A 22224-nucleotide genomic window follows, 5' to 3' on the forward strand; every position below is an offset into this window, starting at 1 on the left:
CACTCGGGTACGAGCACGACATTGCGTCAGTATGCGATGCTTCGTTTCAGCCACATGACGCCGGCGTGCTTTGCCCTGAGGCATGACCAATAGGAGCCCGCTTTGAGTTCGATCACGGCAAGTGAATCGTCGAGGTCGATCATTTTCTGCAACTCGTCGCGAATCTGCGGCGCGGACTTCGGCGAGGTCAGGACCCACAAGGCTTCCAGCAGGCGGACCGCGCCCATGCCCTCCAGTTTCGTCCGGATGTGTGGGCTATGGCGCAAATCGCGGACCTCAAAGCTGATCGCGTAGTGGGCCATCAGATCTCCAACATCGATAAAGCAACGACTTCGCTGCGCGGGCAGTCCGAAACCAACGTTTCGATGCAAGGCAAAGACCCTTAATCCGTTGGATTTTTGCGTGCCGGTCAAGCGAATGGGAGGAATGTGGACGGCTTCGGGCCGTCAGCAGTGTGGAAAATCGACGGATTGAGCCTTTGCGGCAGTTTTCCGGGACGGGGCGCCCCCACATTTCTGCCGCCGGAACGGGATAGCCATCGACTCATGCGAGGCGTTTTTTCACAAATCGTGATTGGGATCATCGTGACGGTCATCGGCACCGTGATTGCCAACGCCGTCGTTGGGAGCGGCCGCCACCATTTCCTGCCGGGAATTCATTATTCCGGATCGAGCCGGCGGTGAGGGCGCGACGGCTCTGTTTGAGCGATCGGCGCTTCTGCACGGAAATTAAAAAAGAAAGGCGGCCCGCAGGTCGCCTTTCTTCGTTTTGTCGGGGATCGGAAAAATGAATGGTCGGGCAATCAACTCTCGAGTTGCCAGATGCCGGTCGGCAGCCGGCAGGCGACGATTTCAGTGCGTTTCGTGACGTCGAGGCTGCTCAGCACGACGACGGCGTAACGGCAGACCGCACCGTTTGCATCCTTGAACGACGAGACGGGTTTGACGATGCCGGACAGACGGCCGTGGTTCCGGTGCCAGATGTAGCTCGATCCATCTGCGATCTCGGTCAGCGCGAGTTGTACGCTTTCGAGCGCTGCGATCTCGTCGCCCTCATTGAAGACTGATTTCTCAACGGCGCCCGATCTCAGGTTGCTGTTGGTGCCTTTCAGGCAGAGACAGTTTGCTGCCACGGGGGGTTCGCCGGCGTGTGCGAATTCAGGAGCGACGAATAGCGTGGTGACGAGCGCGAAGGCTGTCAGGCCAACTGCGGCAAAAGGGAAAAAAGACGCATTATCTGACATGACGCTACTTTCTACGCGACGAGGAAGCTCGAACCGCAATACAAGGCGGTGGGGTAACTGTGGCCTTCTATGGTTAAAAGGTCCTGAAGAGATGCGCCCCGCGAGTCTCACGCCGATGCGAGGCGCTACGTAAAAATCAACCCTTGAGCATGCAACATGAGTGAAGCGACGAACATTCCCGATAACGGCGGCACAGCGGATTTCAGCGCGGCCGATGATCCCTTTGCGCTCTTTCACGCCTGGATGGCGGAGGCGGAAAAATCCGAAATCAACGATCCTAATGCGATGGCCGTCGCGACGGTCGATCAGTCGGGATTGCCAAATGTCCGCACGCTGCTGCTGAAGGGCGTGGACGACGCTTCGAGCGCGGAACGCGGCTTCGTTTTCTACACGAATTTCGAGAGCGCAAAGGGACAGGAGCTGCTCGCCAATCCGAAGGCTGCGCTGCTGTTTCACTGGAAGACGCTTGAGCGGCAGGTGCGCGTGCGAGGCGCCGTTTCGCTGGCGTCGCATGAGGAGGCCGATGCCTATTACGCCACGCGTCCGACGTTGAGTCGGATCGGCGCTTGGGCATCGCAGCAGTCGCGCCCGCTCTCGTCGCGCGACGTGTTCGAGGCCAAAATCCAACATTATGAGAAAAAGTTTTCCGACGGCTCGATTCCGCGGCCGCCCTATTGGTCGGGCTTTCGACTCGTCCCGACGGAGATCGAGTTCTGGGCGAGCCGGCCGTTCCGCCTGCACGACAGGATTGTTTTTCGCCGCGACGCACCGCACGATTCCTGGCACAAGACACGCCTCTATCCCTAGAAAAGCAGTCGGCGCCAGCGAAAGTTCGGATATCTTAAAAAGGCGCCAGTCGTGGCACAAAGAGCGGATGGGGTATTTAGGAATCGACGTGCGAGATGACGCCGGGCATGGCGACAAACAACGGCACAGGGGTGCAGCGCGCAGCAAAACGGCTGCGTGATCGCCGCCGGTCATCCCGCATCTATTATGCCGGCGGACAGCCGCCGTCGTTTCTGGCGAGGTGGACGAGCCGCCTTGCCATCTTTGCGGCGATCGCAGCGATCGTGACGGCCGCTCTCCATCGCCTGCACCTCTTGCCGACGCCGGTCGCGATGACCATCGCGGCGACCGTCATCGCAGGGGCGCTGCTGGCACTTGCCATGGCCACCATCGCCGGGCTCGATATCTGGGTCACGGGGCGGCAGGGCGCGGCTCGGGTCTTATGCGGCGCGGTAGTGGCGCTCGCGCTGCTCGCGGTCCCCGCCGGAACCTGGTTGCTTAGTCTCAGCTGGCCGCAGATCGACGACGTTTCGACCGATCTCGTCGAACCGCCTGACTTCACCGAAGCCAAGGAAGAGCGCACGCCCGACGCAAACTCCGTCGAATATCCGGGCGAGCGGTTTGCCGATATACAGCGCGCCAGCTATCCCGATCTCAAGAGCCTCATCCTGCCGCGCACGGCGGACGACGCCTACGAGCTTGTGCTGCAGGCACTCGTGAAACTCAAATACAAGACGACGCTCGAATTGCCGCCGGAGAGCGATGAGAATTCGCCAGGCTTCATCGAGCTTTCGGACCACTCGCTCATTCTTGGGCTTGTCGACGATGTCGTCATCCGAGTGCTCGGCGAGGATCAGTCCGCGCGCATCGATATCCGCTCGGCGTCGCGCTATGGACAAAACGACTTCGGACGCAATGCCGAGCGCGTGCGCGCGATTTTGAAAGAGGTCGCGGCCCGCTTTGAAGCTTCGGTTCCCGACGTCGACAATCAACAGGCCGTCAAGCAGAAGAGCAAACTCAAAGCATCGAAAGTGCGCGGTCCGGGGTCAAAGGCAGATCGGCGGCGACCTGACCTTTCTCGATCAGATATTCGACGTGGGCTTGGACGGAAAGCGTCGCCGCAGGGATCATATGCAGGGCGAGTCCCCGGTAGATCTCAGGAACGATTCGACGAATAGTCGTCTTGCCCTTGGCGAGCACGTCGAGGATTGATTTCTCCCGCCAGTTTCTGTGCAGCAGATAGGCTTTGACAGTACGCTGAGGTTCGAAAATGCGACCTCCGTGTCCGGGCAGGAACACGTCGTCCCGGCGATCGAGCAGGATCTCGAGCGACGCAATATAATCGGCCATGCGGCCCTCCGGCGGTGCGACGACCGTCGTGTTCCACGCCATGACGTGGTCGCCCGAGAAGACGAGCGGGCGGCCGTCGAGCGCCAGGCACAAATGATCGGGCGCGTGGCCGGGCGTATGAATTGCGGTCAACGCCCAATCGTTGCCCTCGATCCTGCCACCGCCGTAGAGCGGCAGGTCGGGCTGGAAATCATAGTCGACGAAAAGCTTGCCTGAGGGGCTGTCCTTCAAGGCGATGCGTCCTGCTGCGGGATCGCGCGGATAAGCGGCAACGACCGCGCCTGTTGCAGCCTTGAGTTTGGCGATGCCATCGACGTGGTCGCGATGCGCATGGGTCGACAGGATGTGCGTGATGGCGCGGGTGCCGGCGGCCTTCAGGATGGCCTTGCGATGTGCGGCATCATCGGGTCCCGGATCGATGACCGCAAGCGCCGTCGAGCCGACAAGATACGTGTTCGTTCCTTTGAAAGTGAAGGGGCTTGGATTTTTTGCGACAATTCGCACGACTCCCGGTCCCATCGGCGAAGCAACGCCATAAGCGAACGCCATGTCGATGTTGAACTTGAGGGAGTCCAAGCCGCGCCAACCTCCAGAGTTTGCGGCCGACGATCTTCGGCCGATGCACAATCGCAAAGCTCAGTCGAAGCGGCAAGCTCGACACACTTTGTTTCTGGCGAGAGGCCTATCAAAACGGCGACAGGTTTCAAGCGGCGCGACTGCCGCCGGCCGAGCGGATGCGCAAGGATCCAATGCCGCCGGTGGATCGGCGATGTCGTGATGCACGGAACACTCTAGGTCGGATCGCTTTCGCGGGCTTTAAGGGCTTCCTGCTGCGCAAGAATGCTGATCGCACGGACGTGTGCCTGCTCGATGAGGGCTGCCCGATCCATCAAAAATCGATAAGCCGGATCGTCTTGCTTCAAGGGGCGTGTGAACTGCAGACCCGCCTTGTGCCAGACCAGCCAGACAATCGTCCCTTCGACAGACACGTCAGGCGTGAAAGAGATCGTCAGGCGATCGCCCGTGGCCAATCCCGTCACCTTGTCGATCCTCAATCCGGCGTTCGAAAAATCGACGACCTCGATCGCGCGCGAGATACCGTGACATTCGGCGATGGCGCTGACCTGAACGCTTCGCCGTTCGTCCCTTCGACGCAGGAAATGGCCTGAAATGGATGGATTGTGCATTGGCGTCCCCGAATTCAGAAATGCAGCGGGCGGACCGCAATCAGCGCATGCATGATTATAATGTGCTATTTTCGGGTTAAGATGCACCTAGTAAGCCGCAATTCGGCTTGTTTCTTCAGCTGTAACTAGTAATTATGTATTAATTCTTTCGATTCGTGGGGAGGCATTAGATGCGATCCGAGCTTGAGGCGGTACTGGAGGCTTACCGGCAGGATGCTGCCCTCGAAGAGCAATTGATACAGGACATTCTCACGGTGCTTGCCGTCACTGGCGCGGCACGGAAGCGGACGGTTCAAGAGATTTCGCAGGTCGTTAATCGCCATACGGTGAAACTCGCCGAGGAACGGGATTTCCGGCAGGGCTCCGACGAGATTGCGCGCTACGATTTCCAGCAACCTCTTCGACAAATGTAGCGCGCGTTGTGCGCGAAAGGGCAAAGATTTTACAAGGGTTGCGTTTTTCTCTTTGAAGGCTCGATCGTGCGGATGTGCGCTCCTTTCAACATCGATGGAGCGGCGCGGTGGGATCAAACTACTTGGCGCGGATCACGGATATCTGTTCGGATATTGCGATTAAGCTGACGGCCGCCACGTCTCGCGGGGAAAAAGTACACACTCAATTTCTGGTCGCTTCGCATAGCAATGAAAACATGTCGGAATGCGGCGAAAACCAAAGTTCATTGCGCCGGCCAAAAGCGTTGCGCGGCAATAGCCAGCAGGCTGGGTTACCTCAGGAAGCACAACGAATAGAAGCTGGAGGGATGGTCGACAGGTCGGAATTTGCGACGTTCATGGGCGAGCTCAACGCGCTGCGGCTGCGAATGATGACGGTTTCCTTTTATGAACGGGTTGAGGAAGTCTCGCGCCAGATCGCCGACGCGACAGAGAGTGGCGACGAGCTTGGTTCTGAGGAGGTTTCTGACAACGACCAAGCTCTGAAATCTATTCGCGACGCGATTGCCAACGCGGTTTTGTTATTGCCTTATCACGGGGCCGGTGCACGACACGCACGATAGAAATCTTTTTCGCTTTCCATTGCGCCGCCTCGGTGCAAGCCGTTTGTCGGCCTAGATACTTTGCGGCGTCTCTCTCTCCGCCTGCTTATCCATAATCTCTCTCTTTTGCGGATGTTACGCATTCGGGCGGCCTGGTACGTCCGTCTCGGCATCTAAGGCGTAACTAATTAGCATCATAACGCGGGCTTTCTAGCGGCACACATCCCAACTGTTGTGTGAATTTGTGCCTGCGCGCATCTCGCTCTCCTTCTTAAATAACTAGTACTATGATACGTAATAATCATAAGGCGCGATTCTCATGTCATGCCGTGTCGTGACGTTTCCAACGGAGAGCATTCGCTTTTCCGAACGCGACCTTGTGTGTGCTGCGTCCAACGGGGGGAACTATGCATGGGCCGCAGACACATTTCGACCCACAATCGCTCAGTCTTCAAACCAAGCTCTGCTAATCAACGCGATGCCTTCCAAGCGCGATCGGCGTGTTTCGCGCCGCCAGCCTGCTTCATCTCGGCATTGGCGCTCGGATTGATCGTCGGAGGCAGTGCCGCAGTCGGCCAGCCGGGCGGCTGTACATCGTCGGTTCCTGGAGTCGATCTGACGTGTACGGGGATCGTGACGAACCCGTCCCCCTTTACGGCGACATCGGAGTTTACAGTCGATATCGGCACGACGACTCCAACGGTGTCGCCGGCGACGATCACGCAGGGGAGCGGCTTTGCGGGAATCGAGATCAATGCGGAAGATCACGGCGGTTCCGTCAATATGACGATGGGATCTTCGATCCAGATGGAAGCGGAGTCCGAATCAAGCCGAGATGGCCTGCGACTTACGAGCGGCGCGACGACCAGCAAAACCTACACGATCAACATCGATGGCTCCATTGCATCTGCTGCAGCAGAGGGTGATGGCATTCGCCTGGAAGGGACGAATTACTCCGTTTTCAATGTAACCTTCGGGGGGGGCGCGAACGTCGGCGGCGCCGACAATGGCGTGACGGTGACGGGCGCTCAAAGCCTCTTGCTGAAGAATTACGGCCTTCTGCAGGGCGGGAGTGGAGATGGCGTGCGTATCGACGACATCGGCGGCAATGTCTCGGCACAGAATCGGTTCGGTTTTTCAAGCTGGGGCGCCGCGAGGATTGTGGGGTCCGATGATGGTGTATCCATTAGCTATGTCGATGGCAGGGCCTCGATCGCCAATAACTTTGGCGGAAAGATCGTGGGCTTTGGCGGCGATGGCGTCCACGTTCACGACGTCGACGACTCTGTCTCTGTCGATAACTCGCTATTCGGCAAAATTTGGGGGCGCGAGGACGGCATTCACATCAGTGATGTCGGTGATGATGTCGTCGTCCGCAACAGCTTCGGCGGGTTAATTATAGGAACCCGCGGTGACGGCGTAGATATCCGCGACGTCCGCGACGACGTTATGGTTGTGAATGCGTTCGGGGGCAAGATATCGGGGCGTGACAATGGCATTGCCATAGACGATGTGCGTGATGACGTCACCATCGTCAATGGATTTGGCGGTAGCATCGCGGGCCGTTGGTCCGACGGCGTGCACGTGCGCGATGTGCACGACGGATCGGTTTCCGTCAAGAACAGCTTTGGCGGCGACATTTCCGGAGACGATGACGGCATTCATATCGCCAATGTCGACGACGGCGTCACCATTGACAATCGCTTCGGGGGGATGGTCTCGGGACGAGACGACGACGGCATCGACGTGCGCGACGTCGATGAGGACGTTCGGGTTGATAACCGGTTTGGCGGACGCATTACGGGCGACGATAACGGCGTAAAAATCCATGATGTCGATGGGAGCGTCCGAATCGTCAACAGCTTCGGCGGTAGAATCCACGGCGACGGCGACAACGGTGTCGATATCGATAATGTCGATGGCAATGTTCGGATCGATAATCGGGCTGGAGGGTCGATCGAAGGACGCAACGACGGCGTTCATGTCGATGACGTTGATGGCAACGTCAGGGCCGATAATGGAAGCGGCTCGATCCGCGGTCGCAGGGGCGACGGCGTCGATATTTCCGCCGACGGAAACGCCACCGTCAATAATGGCTGGCGCGGGCGCATTACGGGAACCGACAGCGCCATACAGATCGATGCCGGGTCCGCCGAGATCAACTCGGCTGGGCTGATCCGCGGCTCCGGCAGCAGCGACGCTACGATCAAGCTGTCGACCGAGGACGGCGCGACGATCAACAACTATAGGGGTGGGCGGATCGTCGGCCGCCATTACGATCCGATGGACCTGATCGTCGAAGCGCGTGGTGGTGCGGTTACGATCAACAATAGCGGCACGATGCTTGGTCGAATCGATCTCTCCGACGCAGGGAATTCGCAGTGGGGTAACGTCTTCAACAACACGAGCGATCACAGCTGGGTGTTTGTCGGAACCAGCAACCTTGGTGATGGTCTTGCAGACGCGTTCAACAATACGGGCACGATGTTCACGACCGATCCCGATGCGCCGGAGATCAACGACATTACGGAGCTTGCCGGTGTCGAAACGTTCAACAACGGAAGCTCGACCAAGTCCGGGACGATCGATCTGCAGGACGGGTTTACCGGTGACGTCACGACGCTCAGTCCGACGAGCGGCGGCAGTCTGGCATTCAACGGCGAGGCAGGACACAGCTATCTGAAAGTCGACAGCTTCCTCGGATCTTCTTCGGATTCAAGCTCCGATCAGTTGGTCATCAACGGCGACGTATCGGGGCGAACGGCGATCGATGTCAATAATGTCAATCCAGGGTTCGGCTCATACAATCCTCTTGGAATCGAAGTTGTCAGCGCTACGGGCGAGATATCGCCACAGAATTTCGTTCTAAAATATGGGCCGATCGATACCGGGCTTTTCGACTACGACCTCTATCTCAATGACTCGAACGAATGGGTGCTCGCCAGTGCGCCAAACCGCACTTTCGTGGAACTTCCGAGTCTGGTGTCGGCTGCGCAATCGATGTGGCACGATGCGTCAGGTGTTTGGCTCGACAGAACGGCCGACCTTCGCGCCTCCATTCAACACCCGTGCGTTTCGGAGGGCTTGAAAGGCCCGGGCGAGGCATGTGCCAAGCCCGCGACATCGGGAGCGTGGATCAAAGGACTGGGCGCAACGGAATCTCGTGCACCTGAGCACTCGGTTTCGCTGTTCGGAACCAGCAATAGATACAAGACGGACTACGATCAGAGTGGCGGTGGGGTCGTCGCCGGCTACGATATCGTGCTGCGCGCTAATGACGGACAGGGCGTTTGGCTCGCCGGTGTGATGGGCGGCTACTTAAGATCGGTCGTCGATTTCGAAAGCTCGGCAACAAATGCCGATTTCGAAGGCGGTGCGGTGGGCGGTTACATCACCTATCTCAAAGGCCCTTGGTTCCTCGACGCCAAGCTGATGGCAAATATCGGCAACGTCGATTATCGCGGTTCGCAAGCCGAGAAGGACAATGCGAGCGTAACATCAATCGGCGGCGTGCTGGATACGGGCTATCGCATCCATCGCGGCCAGTACTTCATCGAACCGGGTGCGACACTGGCCTATGTCAACACCGACATCGATAGTCTTGCCGTCTATGGCACGTCCGTCAACTTCGCAAACGGCGATAGTCTGAGAGGGCGTCTGGGCCTGCGTCTTGGTACGACTATTCAAAGCGAGCGGGCAAAATATGAACCGTTTCTCGGAGTCAATGCCTGGTACGAGTTCCTCGGCGACAACGCCGCTAATGTTGTCAGTGAAGGATACGCACTTCAGGCGACGGACAGTTTGGCTGGCGCTATCGGCGAAGTGACGAGCGGTGTGAACGTCTACAGCCTCGCAGAGGACGGCATCAGCGGCTTTGTAAAAGGCAATTTTGAATTTGGAAAAGACGACTACCTCGGATTTGGAGGCAGCGTCGGCATGCGCGTCGCTTGGTGAGCGGCAGAGCGCCGTTGCCGGAGAGAAGTGTCCCTCTCCATCTCTCCGGCAACGCATTCACCGCCTATGCCGGTCTTTCGTGGGTTTCAGCTCCGGTTCTTGGTGGAGGAAGGTGTGACGCATGCTCTTATACTGTTCTGCTGCGGCGTTCGTCTCGATCGTCAATACGGGGCTGCCGCTGTGGCTGAAGCACCGCCGGTCCAAGCTGCGAAGGCGAGCTCGGAATCGGGAACGCCGCAAGTCATTGGTGATTGCGTCGTCGCTTGTTCGCCGCCGAGTGCGGGTCACACGTCGTGTATGACGTCGCGAACGTTGGATAGCAAAAAACAGCAACGGTCTGTCGGCGCGTTTCTGATTGGTGCAGTCGGAATAGCTTTGCGGAGTTCATACATGACTTTGACAGCGTTTAAGTCCCGTCTCGTTATCCGGTGTCGTGTTGGAGGCCGCGTTGTCCAGGTGAAGCGGACAACTCCAGCAGGACATTGTTACGATGCACAGGTTCGGTGGGCGGGTGCATTGACGACCGCAACCTGTAATAGTAACTAAGTGTTAGTATTAGTCCGATAGTCCGGCAGATGTGATGGCTGCAGCGGGCCTGGCTTTCTGGAAGGCGGCTATCCGCCAATTCGGGCCCAGTTGCGGAGGGTTGGACTAGTTGGCTGCGGTGAATGGCCGGATCGAATTTGGCGTGCGTATCTGACTGCGCGGAGCTGAAATGGTTCGAACCCTAAAAGGGCTGGTTGTTGCAATACCGGCGGCGTTAACGGCGACGGGATCCGCCGTCGCGAGATTGGTTGCTGCAGAGCAGGGTGATTTGGTTCTGGGAGCTGTGAAGGCGGCCCAGCTCAAGTCGGTCGAGGTGTCGATCCAGCGAGACGAGACTGCTTATGCGGCCCAGGTCGATCTCGAACGTCCGAAATCGGTCGATGAATTTTTCAAGATCGCGATCGGACAGTTCGGACGTCTCGATGCGATCGTTCTGGAGACGGCAAGAGGTACAACGCGATCGACGCTGACCGAGAAGTCCATCGCTCAGGGTGCGCGACGACTGCTCTACTGTCTTGACTCGGCTCTTCGCTATTGCACAGGCGATCTCCACGTCATCAACATCTCGCCGCTGGCGGATCGATACGCCGTTCCTGTCGCAGCCGCCTTTCTTGGCGGTAAGCTTGCCACCAGTAAGTCGACTGCTTCATCGGCGCCATCTTTGCGCATGTCGGTCATCTCGCCGGCCGACGGCGTGGGCTCGGATGACGGAACATTGGCGCGGACTGTTCTCCACGTTCTGCGCGAGTCGCGAAATCCGGACGTGACCGAAACGGTATTATGGCGACGCCCTCAGCAACCGGAGCGTCGATCAAAATTAGCTGCAACCCGGCCTAAGATCATGGTGCCGCTGTGAAAACAGAGCATTTGGGGCGTGGTCCGCATGTCATCTGCGATGGCCAGATGGCGGCAACAAATTCAGTTGATTTGCGAGATTTGCGGCGCGCGTACGGTTCGGCAAATGCAACTTTTGCAAAACGGCTGTTACGTGACGTTTCACCGTGTTCAGCGAGCACGACAACTCCTCGGATATTTCGAGGTTGCTCTTGCCTGCGGCGACAAGCAGAAGCACCTCGCGTTGCCTCGGGCTTAGGCTCTCGATGTCCGGGTGTATCTGATAGGTGCGCTGTGGTTCCGCGAACTGGCTCACGAGCGCCTTTGAGATCGTATCCTGGAGTAACGCGGGGTTCAGGGTCACCGGCATTTGCCACGCGTCATCTTGCGTGTTCTGATGCGCCCAGGCAGAAACATCGACGTGTATAAGGATGGCTCCGCTACCGGCCTCCGGGCTGACCGGGACGCCCAGCACGACGATCACATGCTTGGCCCTTGGCGATCGGGACGAGATAACGAACGAAGTGATGGTGCGTTTGCGCCTGAGGAGCGCCTGCACATCGGCGCGGCTGGCTTCATCGTCGCAATGATCGAAGTAGGACTCGCCGATGACAAAACGCCCGAGGACGGGATTGGCGTCACGGCTCGGCTGGCCACCATGAGTTTGGATGCCGGTTATGACGCCGCGGCTGTCGATCAGCACGACGTGGACGGGCGGCTCTCGCAAGTCTGATCGGTGAGGGTTCATCTTTGCCTCAGAGTGAATCTTGGCAGGACGTAATGCCGAAGGCTTAAAATGGGACGGGCTAGCGGACTAGTATGGACGCACCATACCGCGTCGTCAGCCCGTGCCTTGGTGGCTTAGCCAAGTTGGGACGCCAGCGCTAGCGCTCGGGCGAACGAGATTGTGTATCCCCGCGGCGCGCGGGGAAAAAGGATGATCATGCGCGACCGGGGAAAACTATGAAAATGTTGCCGACATTTGCGCACCGACCGGAAGCATTGACCCGTGTTAGCGGTCTTGGCGAGTCAGCCTAGGAATGAGAATGCATGTGCTGCGCTTGAACCGCGGATACCGTGCTTGAACAGCCACGGATATGCGGCAAATATCCCAAAGTTTCTGATACTTACTAACAATCAAGACGCGCTGATTTAGCGCTCTTGGGCCATCTTCAACGCCTTCATTCTTCCCAAACGGTAGATTGCGCTCGTCGCAAGCTCTTGGGCGGCGGTAAGGAGCTGCTCGCTGCGCGAGCTTTCTGCCAGACGGAGATAAGCTTCCGCCAGATATTCGCTGAGCGCGGCGATGTTGTTCTCGCGGTCTGCCGGCACGCCAATGATCGAGAACTTTGGCTGCGCGATACTTTCGAGGGCATCGAGCTTTGCCGCCGCATCTCGCGACGCCGCTGCAAACGGCGCGAGGCCGATCGCCTGCGGCATGTGGCTGTCGCGCTCCTCGATGAGATGTGCCAGGCGACGTTCGGCGGCTGCCAGCACGCTCAGCGTGGCCTCCTCTGCCTTCGCTGCGCGGCGATTGGCATGAAACGCTTTCCGCCGCTCCTGCCTCAGCAGCGAGACGTGCCCTAGCTGTTCCCGCGCCATCCGTTCCGCCGCTTCCTTTATCTCGCCTTCGGCTTGCGCGGCAACGTACGTCCAAAACGCAAATGAGCGCTCCTCATAACGCACTGCCAATGCGAAGGCGCGATACGGCGTCATGAGACTAGACTGAGCGATCTCTTCTGGCGAGACGTCGAACGTATCGGGTATCGGCCACGGCGAATCTGCGGCGACAGGGGCATCCTTGTGCTCAACGGCCCACTCGACGACTCGTTCGACATGCTCACGTTCGATCTTGGCCAATGAATCGAATATATCGGCCAAAGACAGAGCATTCTGTTTGCGCAGCGCATTCGCTGTCTGCGCGTAGCGACGGACGGCGTCCGCCTCCATCGCGCGTGCCAGCGCAAAGAACTCTCCCATGGAATGGAGACGACCGGCCGGCTCTGCTTTCAGGGAGAGCATGATGTCCTCGTGCGACCTTATTACTCTGAACGCTCGACAGGGTTCGATGTTTGAGGCAAATCAATCCCGTCCGCGATATTTCCCACTATCCGGTGCGCATTGGGAGGGTTTTCGTGGCCGCAAAATTAACACGCTGGATCCGCGCGGTTATAGTCGCTTCCGGTCTCCTTGCCTGGATATCGCCGGCGATCGCGCAGTCGAAGCTCATGGAGTTCGCAGTCCACGCTGCGCCTCAGGACTTCTTTTCGAAAGCAACCCGTTTTGGCACGCCGCAAGGTGAACCACCCATTCTCCCAGTCTATGCCGGAGACGCCCTTGCGGGCTACGTTTATCTCACCACCGACTTCACAAGCGCCATCGGGTATTCCGGCAAACCTGTGCGAATTCTTGTCGGCATCGACCCGAAGGGCGTACTGAGCGGTTTCAAGCTGGTCGAGCACAAAGAGCCGATTGTGCTCGTGGGTGTACCCGAGAAACGCGTCGTCGGGGCCTTGAATAAGCTGATCGGTGCGCGGATAGGGCTGATTGCATCTGGCGCGGAGCAGCCCCCGCAGCCGGATATCGTAAGCGGTGCGACCGTTACCGTCCTGGTTATGGCCGACAGCGTCGTGCGATCCGCCGTGCGCCTCGTGAAAAGCGGCCGTCTCTCGCCGACGAGCATGACATCCGGAGCCCCCGGAACGGCTGAGACGGAAACGAAATCCCTCGATCTGACCCAAAAAGAGAACCGCGACTGGCAGAGTCTGGTCGGCGATGGCTCTGTGCGGCGTTTGACGCTTACTGTCTCCGAGATCAATCAGGCCTTCGAGAAATCCGATAATAAAGAAGCCGCCGCCCATCCCCAGGAAGGCAGCCCTGACGATACCTTCATCGACCTCTACGCGGCACTCGTGAGTGCACCGGTTATCGGGCGAAACCTCCTCGGCGATACCGTTTATGAGCGCCTCCAAAAGCGTCTGAAGCCCGGGCAACAGGCCATAGTGATCGCAGGCAACGGCATCTACTCCTTCAAAGGATCCGGCTACGTTCGTGGCGGCATCTTCGATCGGATAGAACTTGGGCAGGACGGTTCGGGAATTCGCTTTCGCGACCGCAATCACGAGAGGCTTGGTGATCTCGCGGCGAAGGGTGCGCCTGCATTTCATGAAATTGGGCTATTCACGGTGCCGCCCGATTTCTCTTTCGACCCGACGGAACCCTGGGATCTCCGCCTTCTGGTGCAACGCGCGACCGGCGCACGCGAAAAAGCATTCCTGACCTTCGACCTGTCCTACGCACTGCCCGACCGCTATATCCGTCGCGAAAAGATTCAGGCCCCTGCAGCGAAGGTTGCAGCCGCCAGTCCAGCCGAAGCTGCGACGTCCCCTTCGTCAAAGGCGTCGCCAGAAGCTGCTGCAGGCGAGGAGCCGCTCTGGAAGCAGATGTGGCGACGCAGCACCGGCTCCGTTGCCATTACGGTCGTTGCCCTCGTGCTTCTGACGGGCATTTTCTTCTTTCAGAATGCGCTCGTCAGACGGCCATTCTTCTACACATGGGTTCGCCGCGGGTTCCTCGCCTTTACGCTCGTCTGGCTCGGTTGGTACGCCAATGCGCAGCTTTCCGTCGTCAACGTGCTGACGTTCACGAACGCGCTCGTCACCGGCTTCAGCTGGGAATATTTTCTGACAGCGCCCCTGATCTTCATCCTCTGGTCGGCGGTGGCGATCTCATTGCTGTTCTGGGGTCGTGGGCCGTTCTGCGGCTGGCTATGCCCATTCGGGGCATTGCAAGAGTTGACGAACTCGGTGGCCAAGGTGCTTGGCGTTCCGCAACTTCGCGTCGCATGGAACCTGCATGAGCGGTTGTGGCCGATCAAGTACGTGATCTTTCTGATCATCTTCGGCGTATCGCTCTACTCGATCGCTGCGGCCGAACAACTCGCAGAGGTCGAGCCTTTCAAGACTGCGATTATTCTGAAATTCGTGCGCGACTGGCCGTTCGTTCTTTTCGCAATCGCTCTGCTGGTGGTCGGCCTTTTCGTCGAACGCTTTTTCTGTCGCTACCTTTGTCCACTGGGAGCCGCTCTCGCCATCCCGGGACGCATGCGGATGTTTGAGTGGCTGCGCCGATGGCCGGAATGTGGCTCGCCTTGCCAGCGCTGCGCCAACGACTGCCCCGTCCAGTCGATCCATCCGGAAGGGCATATCAATGTCAACGAGTGCATCTACTGTATGCACTGTCAGGAACTCTATTACGACGACCACCGATGCCCGCACATGATCCAGGTGCGGCTGAAGCGCGAGCGGAGCGCCGCTCTCTCGTCGCCTTCTACTCAGGATGCCCCGACGAAGCCGGTGCGACCACTCATCAGCTACGTCGGAAAGATCGTGAAACCATAGTCGGCGATAGAACACGCCATTTTTGACGTGAGGAGGTTTTCGATGACAAGCAGCAAGGACACGAAAGGCCTGACCCGGCGCGATATGCTCGGGCACACGAGCGTGATAGCCGCCGCCGGTGTAACCGGCATAGCAGGCGGAGTCGGAATTTCCGAAGTTGTCGGCGGCGCAAATGCGCAAGCTGCCGGCAACGCATCGCCGCATAGCAAAATCGAAGTCGCGCCTGGCGACCTCGACGAATATTACGTCTTCTTCTCCAGCGGCCAGAGCGGCGAAGTGCGCATCATCGGCCTGCCATCGATGCGCGAACTGATGCGCGTGCCGGTGTTCAACCGCTGCAGCGCGACCGGCTGGGGCCAGACGAACGAGAGTCTGAAGGTGCTGACCGAAGGGCTCACGCCCGAAGCACGCGAGTTTCTCAAAACCCGCGGCGGCACTTTCATGAACGGCGACTTGCACCATCCGCACATCTCGTTCACCGATGGCACCTATGACGGCCGCTACGCCTTCATGAACGACAAGGCAAACACCCGCGTCGCGCGTATACGCCTCGATGTCATGAAGTGCGATAAGATCATCCAGTTGCCGAACCAGCACACGGTCCACGGCCTCCGCGTGCAGAAATATCCGCGCACGGGCTACGTATTCTGCAACGGCGAAGACGGCGTACCTCTGCCTAACGACGGCAAGATCCTCGACAAGCCCAAGGAATACCACTCGATCTTCTCGGCGGTTGACGGCGACACGATGAAGGTCGCCTGGCAGATCATTGTCGACGGCAACCTCGACAACGTCGATGCCGACTATCAGGGCAAATACGCCTTTGCCACCTGCTACAATTCCGAAGGCGGCGTCACGCTCGCGGAAATGACGGCGAATGAGCAGGACTGGGTCACCATCTTCAACATCAAGCGCATCGAAGAGGCGGTGAAGAAGGGCGATTATAAGGAGATGGGCGGCGTGCCCGTTCTTGATGGTCGCCGCGGATCGCCTTACACGCGCTATGTACCCGTCTCCAACGGCCCGCATGGCATGAACACCGCACCGGACGGCATCCACGTCATCGCCAACGGCAAACTGTCACCCACCTGCACCGTGTTCGACGTACGGCTGTTCGATGATCTGTTCGATGACAAGATCAAGCCGCGCGGCGTCGTAGTCGCCGAGCCTGAGCTTGGCCTTGGTCCGCTACACACCGCCTATGATGGCAAAGGCAATGCCTACACCACGCTGTTTATCGACAGCCAAATTTGCAAATGGAACATCGATCTCGCCAAGCGTGCGTTCAAGGGCGAGAAGGTCGACCCGATCATCCAGAAGCTCGACGTCCAGTACCAGCCCGGCCATAATCATACATCCATGGGCCAGACGAAGGAGGCCGATGGAAAGTGGCTGATCTCGCTGAACAAGTTTTCGAAGGACCGCTTCCTTAATGTAGGCCCTCTGAAACCCGAAAACGATCAGCTCATCGACATCTCGGGCGACAAGATGGTTCTGGTGCATGACGGTCCGAGTTTCGCGGAGCCGCACGACGCCACTATCGTCCACCGCTCCAAGATAAATCCCATTTCGATCTGGGACCGCGCAGACCCGTTCTTCGCTGATGCGGTGAAGCAGGCCAAGGCGGACGGCGTCAACTTGGAAGCCGATTCGAAGTTGATCCGCGACGGCAACAAGGTACGCGTCTACATGACCTCGACCGCACCGGCCTACGGCCTCGATCACTTCCAGGTCAAGCAGGGCGACGAGGTCACCGTCTACGTCACCAACATCGACGCAGTCGAAGACCTCACGCACGGCTTCTGTATCGTGAACTACGGCATCCAGATGGAAGTCGCGCCGCAAGCCACAGCTTCGGTGACATTCACGGCTGACCGGGCAGGGGTCTACTGGTACTACTGCTCGTGGTTCTGCCACGCGATGCATATGGAAATGAAAGGCCGCATGCTGGTGGAACCTCACGGCGTCTAAGCAAGAGTACGATGTGAACCTCATCCTCCGCATGCTTACGGCAGTGCTTGTCGTCGCGGGATTTCCCCGCCTCGCCGGCGCGGCGCAAATCGACGCCACGCCGGACCGGCGCCTTCAAGCTGTGGTGGACCAGGCGCAGGATGGGGACATCGTCGAACTTGCTCCAGGAGAATTTCGCGGCCCGATCCGGATCGAGCATCCCATCTCTTTAGTCGCGAAGTCAGGAGCAACCGTGATCGGTGATGGCGCAAGCAGCGTCATCACCGTTACCTCGCCGGACGTAACGATCCGAGGGATCACGATCAAGGGGTCGGGCCGTAATCTTCAGGCCATGGACTCCGCGGTATTCCTCGCGAAGACCGCCGAGCGCGCGTTGGTGGAAAACAACCGCATCGAGGGCAATCTGTTCGGCGTTTACGTGCACGGCGCAACAGACGCGCAAGTCCGCGGCAATATAATTGAGGGTCTTCGGAACATCCGCATCGCCGAGGCCGGCAACGGCGTGTCCGTTTGGAATTCGCCTGGTGCCAAGATCGTCGGCAATGATATCCGCTTCGGCCGCGACGGCATCTTCGTCAATGCCAGCCGCAACAACACATTCAGCGGAAATCGCTTCCACGATCTCCGGTTTGCCGTCCATTACATGTACACCAACGACAGCGAGGTGAGTGACAACGTCTCCGTTGGAAACACCGTCGGCTTCGCAATCATGTACTCGCATCATCTCCGTGTGCGTGGAAATGTGTCGGACGGCGACCGGGATCACGGACTGCTGCTCAATTTCGCGAACAATTCCGAGATATCCGGAAATCTGATCCGTGGCCGCCTGCAGCCGCGAGAGCGTTGGCTGAGTTCCGGCCTAGCTGGAAAAATAGCAAGCGAGCATGGGATGCCCATCGGGGAAGGAAGCGGGCCGTCTCTCGCCCAAGGCGCCCGCATTGGTCCCGAGAAATGCGTATTCATCTATAATGCCAACAAGAATCGTTTTTTCGACAATCGCTTCGAAGGTTGCGAGATCGGAATTCATTTCACAGCCGGGTCCGAAGGCAACGAGATCGTCGGTAATGCGTTTATCGGCAACCGCAACCAGGTAAAGTATGTTGGCACCCGCTATCTCGACTGGTCGAAAGACGGACGCGGAAACTTCTGGAGCGACAACCCGGCGTTCGACCTCAACGGCGATGGCATTGCCGACGCTGCATACCGTCCAAACGACATCATTGATAAGGTCTTGTGGACGGCGCCAGAGGCTAAAGTTCTGGTCAACAGTCCTGCGGTGCAGATCATCCGTTGGGCGCAGGCTCGATTTCCCGCACTCCTTCCCGGCGGCGTCGTCGATACGCATCCGCTGATGGCGCCGCCATCGCTGCCTGCTCACCCCCATGACGAAGGAGCGCTGCCGTGACGGCCATCGTCGAGCTTGAGCACATTGAAAAGCGATACGGTGCCATCGCGGCAGTAGACGACGTCTCCTTCAGGCTGGAGCCGGGGGAGTCGGTTGCGCTCATCGGCCACAACGGCGCTGGCAAGACGACGCTCTTCAAGCTGATGCTCGGTCTCTCGCGCCCGACATCGGGTCACATCCGAGTGCTGGGCGACGATCCGGCTGCCGGAGAGTTTGCAGCTCGCAAACGGCTGGGCTATCTCCCTGAGAGCGTGTCGTTCAACGGAGCGCTGACAGGGCGGGAGGTTCTTTCATTCTATGCCCACCTCAAGGACGCACCGGCAGCGAAAATCGACGATCTCCTCGCTCGCGTCGGCCTCACTGCAGCATCGAACCGGCCAATTCGAACTTATTCGAAAGGCATGCGCCAACGGCTTGGTTTGATACAGGCGCTTTTCGGAGACCCGTTGCTCCTTCTCCTCGATGAGCCGACCACCGGCCTCGATCCGGCGCTCCGGCTGGAATTCTACGAGATCGTGCAGGAGTTGCAGCAAAAGGGTGCGACGATCGTCCTGTCGTCCCATGCGCTGACAGAACTCGAGGAACGTGCCCGTCGCATCATTATTTTGAACCGCGGCCGTATGGTCGCCAACGGCTCCATCGAGCAGCTGCGCCGCCTCGCAGGCCTGCCGATCAGAATTCGCGTTACCGTCGCGTCCGGCCAGGCGCAAAGACTTTCGACCCTTGTCGGCCCCGTTCCGAACTGGCGCGAGATTAACGGTCATCTGGTCGAGTTCGACGCGGCGCCCGGCGCAAAGATCGATCTCATCCGCCGCGTGACCGATGAAACCGGACCGGCCGAGGACGTAACGATCGTCCAGCCAACGCTGGACGATCTCTATGCGCACTTCTTGCGCCGTCACGGTGAGGCGTCATGAAAAATGTATTTCTGATCGCGGGGAAGGAAATTCAGGAGTGCCTGCGCAATCGCTGGGTCGTCGCAATGACCCTGCTTCTTGCGGCACTCGCACTGTCTCTGACCTTTCTCGGCAGCGCACCTACCGGCAATGTCGGAACGGCCGCACTCGACGTCGTGATCGTCAGCCTATCGAGCTTGACGATCTTCGTCGTTCCGCTCGTCGCACTTCTGATCTCTCACGACGCGATCGTCGGCGAGATGGAACGCGGCACGATGTTGCTGCTGCTGAGCTACCCGGTGAGCCGCCTCCAGGTTCTGCTCGGCAAGTTTTTTGGGCATCTGGCCGTTCTGACCTTTGCAACGGTTTTCGGCTACGGCGCCGCCGCCATAGCGCTGGTGATATCCGGTGCAGCGATCGCCGGTGGAAGCTGGGCCGCTTTCGCAAACATGATCCTGACGTCGATTCTGCTTGGTGCCGTCTTTATCGCTATCGGCTATCTGATCAGTGCGCTCGTGCGAGAGCGGGCAACGGCAGCCGGTATCGCGATTGGGATCTGGCTCCTGCTCGTGGTTCTTTTCGATATGGCCTTGTTAGGCGCGCTCGTGGTCGATCAAGGCAGAACGATTTCGTCGGCGGCATTGAGCGCCTTGCTGCTCTTCAATCCTACGGATGTGTATCGCCTCTTCAATCTGGCTGGGGCAGAGAACGTCAGCGTGCTTACCAATATGTCGGGCATCGCAGAATCGACCAATCTCAGCCCATTCGTGCTTCTTACGACCCTCGTTATCTGGGTGCTGGTACCGCTGACGCTGGCTGGACTTTCCTTTTCGCGGAGGGAGCTGTGACGCGAGCTTGGGTCATCGGTCTGATGCTGTTGAGCTTCGCAATGGCCGGCTGCCGCGAGAAGGCGAGCGAGGCGCTGCCTCCGCCGCAAAAGCTGACCGCGGATGCAACCGGCCATTACTGCGGCATGGCTCTCCTCGAGCATCCAGGCCCCAAAGGCCAGATCATTCTGGCCAGCCGCAGCGAGCCCGTATGGTTCTCCTCCGCGCGTGACGCTTTTTCCTTCACCATCCTTGCAGAAGAATCCAAGGACGTTCGTGCCGTCTATGTTTCCGATATGGGCAAAGCGCCGAGCTGGGAAAAACCGGGTGCCGACAACTGGATCGATGCGCATCGGGCGTTTTTTGTCATCGGCAGCCGCAAGCAGGGCGGCATGAGCGCACCCGAGACCGTGCCGTTTTCGGATCGCGCCGCAGCCGATAAATTCGCGGAAATCAACGGCGGCCGAGTTGTATCCTTTGCTAAAGTCCCGCCCGATTACGTGCTGAGTTCAGATGCCGGAGCAGAGGCCGCCAAACCATCTGAAACCAGCGGTTCGCCTTAGGAGCACAACATGAAGAGCCTTCCCACAAGGCGAAAATTTGTAACGATCACTGCCGCGGCTGCCGGGGTGGGACTTCTTCCGTTCGGCGCTTCGCGCGGCAAAGAACGACCGCCCTTGATCGAATGGCGAGGCGTCTCGCTCGGGAGCGTCGCAGCGATCCGGCTTTATCATCCGGACCGCGAAGCAGGCCAGCGCCTGATCGAGCGCGTGGTCGCAGAAGCGCGCCGTCTCGAGACGATCTTTACCCTCTATGAAACCGACTCCGTTCTTTGTGATCTCAATCGCCGAGGCGTGCTCATCGCGCCACCGGCGGAACTCGTGGATTTGCTGCAGCAATGCGACCGCGCTTGGCATTTGACCGGCGGCGTATTCGACCCGACCGTTCAACCGCTGTGGACCTGCTATTATAAGCATTTCGCGGAGGCCGGAGAGACGTCGCCGCTTCCTGCCGAACAGCTCGATGCTACCCTGCACCTCGTCGGCTGGTCGAAGGTGAGACTGAGCCGCGATCAGATCGTTTTCGAAAAGCCGGGTATGGGGTTAACGCTCAACGGTATTGCACAGGGTTATATCACCGATCGCGTCGTCGACTTGCTGCGCGAGGCTGGTCTTGAAAGCTGCCTCGTCGACATGGGTGAGATTCGCGCCGTCGGTATGCATCCGGACGGCAAGCCCTGGAATGCGGCGCTGCAAGGCCCCTCCGACGCCGCGAAAAAGCCGACCACGATAGATGTCGTCAATAAAGCGGTTGCTACATCGGCCGCCGATGGGTTTCAGTTCGATAAATCCGGCCAATGCAACCACATCTTCAATCCGGTAACCGGACGCTGTGCCGATCCTTCGCGAGCTTTGTCTGTCATCAGTGACACGGCGGCCTTCGCCGATACGTTATCGACGGCGTTCGCCCTGATGGAAAATCAGCAGATTATCGAAGTGCTGAAGCGGGCAGGCGGAACCCGCGCTTTCGTTTCGACTACGGCCGGAACAGTGGAGCTATAACGGCTCGCGTGGCTTGCTTTTATGACCGAAACGGTCGGCCAGCGTCTCCCAGAACGCGCCGATGCCGACGAGAGCCACGATGAGGAGCAGCCCGACGACCATTTGGATGACGGTGAAGTTCGGTGCGTCTCGCGCCACGAAGAATGCCGCGATGGCCGCGGAGAGAAACATGATCGGGCGAATAAGCAAGTTGAGCACGATGGCCTCCCTGGCCCGCGATTTTTCCTAATTATCTTAGCCAGCACCGCCGAAGCGGCGTTTGATGTATG

The 22224-nt window shown here is 58.8% G+C and carries 20 protein-coding genes and 1 pseudogene; 14 read left to right on the forward strand and 7 right to left on the reverse strand.

Annotated elements, in window-relative coordinates; genetic code table 11:
* Nucleotides 1–26 precede the first annotated feature (26 nt).
* Entirely contained in the window at nucleotides 27–302 is a 276-nt protein-coding gene (locus HYPDE_RS06090) for a hypothetical protein (RefSeq protein WP_015597528.1), read from the reverse strand.
* Between the two features lie 243 nt (nucleotides 303–545).
* Between HYPDE_RS06090 and HYPDE_RS19320 the strand changes: the two genes are divergently transcribed.
* Nucleotides 546–683, forward strand: a complete 138-nt coding sequence (locus HYPDE_RS19320) for a hypothetical protein (RefSeq protein WP_187290869.1) — start codon at nucleotides 546–548, stop codon at nucleotides 681–683.
* 119 nt (nucleotides 684–802) lie between these two features.
* Here the strand turns inward: HYPDE_RS19320 and HYPDE_RS06095 are convergent, their stop codons facing one another.
* Nucleotides 803–1243 (reverse strand): hypothetical protein, encoded by a 441-nt coding sequence (locus tag HYPDE_RS06095; protein ID WP_015597530.1) that lies wholly within the window; start codon nucleotides 1241–1243, stop codon nucleotides 803–805.
* A gap of 156 nt (nucleotides 1244–1399) precedes the next feature.
* Between HYPDE_RS06095 and pdxH the strand changes: the two genes are divergently transcribed.
* Nucleotides 1400–2050 (forward strand): pyridoxamine 5'-phosphate oxidase, encoded by a 651-nt coding sequence (gene pdxH / locus HYPDE_RS06100; protein WP_015597531.1) that lies wholly within the window; start codon nucleotides 1400–1402, stop codon nucleotides 2048–2050.
* Nucleotides 2051–2409: 359 nt separating this feature from the next.
* A pseudogene (locus HYPDE_RS19570) lies at nucleotides 2410–2964 on the forward strand (DUF1499 domain-containing protein); the annotation flags it as partial.
* 82 nt (nucleotides 2965–3046) lie between these two features.
* Here the strand turns inward: HYPDE_RS19570 and HYPDE_RS06105 are convergent.
* Together HYPDE_RS06105 and HYPDE_RS06110 are read right to left on the reverse strand one after the other, a co-directional pair.
* Nucleotides 3047–3955 (reverse strand): MBL fold metallo-hydrolase, encoded by a 909-nt coding sequence (locus HYPDE_RS06105; protein WP_015597533.1) that lies wholly within the window; start codon nucleotides 3953–3955, stop codon nucleotides 3047–3049.
* Nucleotides 3956–4170: 215 nt separating this feature from the next.
* Nucleotides 4171–4566: a PilZ domain-containing protein gene (locus HYPDE_RS06110; RefSeq protein ID WP_015597535.1), complete on the reverse strand. Its 396-nt coding sequence runs from the start codon at nucleotides 4564–4566 to the stop codon at nucleotides 4171–4173.
* A 170-nt stretch (nucleotides 4567–4736) separates the two neighbouring features.
* Here HYPDE_RS06110 and HYPDE_RS06115 point away from each other — a divergent pair, with 170 nt between their 5' ends.
* The 4 genes from HYPDE_RS06115 to HYPDE_RS06130 all read left to right on the forward strand — a co-directional run bounded on the left by HYPDE_RS06115 (nucleotide 4737) and on the right by HYPDE_RS06130 (nucleotide 10916).
* Complete coding sequence (locus HYPDE_RS06115; protein WP_015597536.1) at nucleotides 4737–4979, forward strand: hypothetical protein; 243 nt, start codon at nucleotides 4737–4739, stop codon at nucleotides 4977–4979.
* Nucleotides 4980–5101: 122 nt separating this feature from the next.
* Complete coding sequence (locus HYPDE_RS06120) at nucleotides 5102–5581, forward strand: hypothetical protein (RefSeq protein WP_015597537.1); 480 nt, start codon at nucleotides 5102–5104, stop codon at nucleotides 5579–5581.
* 390 nt (nucleotides 5582–5971) lie between these two features.
* Complete coding sequence (locus HYPDE_RS06125) at nucleotides 5972–9514, forward strand: autotransporter domain-containing protein (RefSeq protein ID WP_015597538.1); 3543 nt, start codon at nucleotides 5972–5974, stop codon at nucleotides 9512–9514.
* Between the two features lie 715 nt (nucleotides 9515–10229).
* A complete protein-coding gene (locus tag HYPDE_RS06130) occupies nucleotides 10230–10916 on the forward strand; it encodes an SDR family oxidoreductase (RefSeq protein WP_015597539.1) in 687 nt (228 codons plus the stop codon).
* 30 nt (nucleotides 10917–10946) lie between these two features.
* Here HYPDE_RS06130 and HYPDE_RS06135 read toward each other — a convergent pair whose 3' ends face one another.
* The gene (locus HYPDE_RS06135) at nucleotides 10947–11642 is read right to left on the reverse strand and encodes a helix-turn-helix domain-containing protein (RefSeq protein WP_041320070.1); all 696 of its coding nucleotides are present in this window, start codon (nucleotides 11640–11642) and stop codon (nucleotides 10947–10949) included.
* Nucleotides 11643–12046: 404 nt separating this feature from the next.
* Entirely contained in the window at nucleotides 12047–12916 is an 870-nt protein-coding gene (locus HYPDE_RS06140) for a ferritin-like domain-containing protein (RefSeq protein ID WP_015597541.1), read from the reverse strand.
* 113 nt (nucleotides 12917–13029) lie between these two features.
* Here HYPDE_RS06140 and HYPDE_RS06145 point away from each other — a divergent pair, with 113 nt between their 5' ends.
* The 7 genes from HYPDE_RS06145 to HYPDE_RS06175 are packed head-to-tail and all read left to right on the forward strand — an operon-like array spanning nucleotide 13030 to nucleotide 21955.
* Nucleotides 13030–15294: a NosR/NirI family protein gene (locus HYPDE_RS06145; RefSeq protein ID WP_015597542.1), complete on the forward strand. Its 2265-nt coding sequence runs from the start codon at nucleotides 13030–13032 to the stop codon at nucleotides 15292–15294.
* A 42-nt stretch (nucleotides 15295–15336) separates the two neighbouring features.
* Nucleotides 15337–17265: a TAT-dependent nitrous-oxide reductase gene (gene nosZ, locus HYPDE_RS06150; protein ID WP_015597543.1), complete on the forward strand. Its 1929-nt coding sequence runs from the start codon at nucleotides 15337–15339 to the stop codon at nucleotides 17263–17265.
* 13 nt (nucleotides 17266–17278) lie between these two features.
* Nucleotides 17279–18670, forward strand: a complete 1392-nt coding sequence (locus HYPDE_RS06155; protein ID WP_015597544.1) for a nitrous oxide reductase family maturation protein NosD — start codon at nucleotides 17279–17281, stop codon at nucleotides 18668–18670.
* On the forward strand, nucleotides 18667–19587 hold the full coding sequence (locus HYPDE_RS06160; RefSeq protein WP_015597545.1) for an ABC transporter ATP-binding protein: 921 nt from the start codon (nucleotides 18667–18669) through the stop codon (nucleotides 19585–19587). Before HYPDE_RS06155 ends, HYPDE_RS06160 begins: the two co-directional genes overlap by 4 nt.
* Nucleotides 19584–20414 (forward strand): ABC transporter permease subunit, encoded by an 831-nt coding sequence (locus HYPDE_RS06165; protein WP_015597546.1) that lies wholly within the window; start codon nucleotides 19584–19586, stop codon nucleotides 20412–20414. Before HYPDE_RS06160 ends, HYPDE_RS06165 begins: the two co-directional genes overlap by 4 nt.
* Entirely contained in the window at nucleotides 20411–20956 is a 546-nt protein-coding gene (locus HYPDE_RS06170) for a nitrous oxide reductase accessory protein NosL (protein ID WP_015597547.1), read from the forward strand. The genes HYPDE_RS06165 and HYPDE_RS06170 overlap by 4 nt, the downstream gene beginning before the upstream one ends.
* Before the next feature lie 9 nt (nucleotides 20957–20965).
* Nucleotides 20966–21955, forward strand: coding sequence for an FAD:protein FMN transferase (locus HYPDE_RS06175; RefSeq protein WP_015597548.1), 990 nt, complete (start codon nucleotides 20966–20968; stop codon nucleotides 21953–21955).
* Here the strand turns inward: HYPDE_RS06175 and HYPDE_RS06180 are convergent.
* A complete protein-coding gene (locus HYPDE_RS06180; RefSeq protein WP_015597549.1) occupies nucleotides 21950–22153 on the reverse strand; it encodes a hypothetical protein in 204 nt (67 codons plus the stop codon). The two genes, HYPDE_RS06175 and HYPDE_RS06180, sit on opposite strands and share 6 nt — an antisense overlap.
* Nucleotides 22154–22224 lie beyond the last annotated feature (71 nt).

This window comes from Hyphomicrobium denitrificans 1NES1, assembly GCF_000230975.2.
Taxonomy (GTDB): domain Bacteria; phylum Pseudomonadota; class Alphaproteobacteria; order Rhizobiales; family Hyphomicrobiaceae; genus Hyphomicrobium_B; species Hyphomicrobium_B denitrificans_A.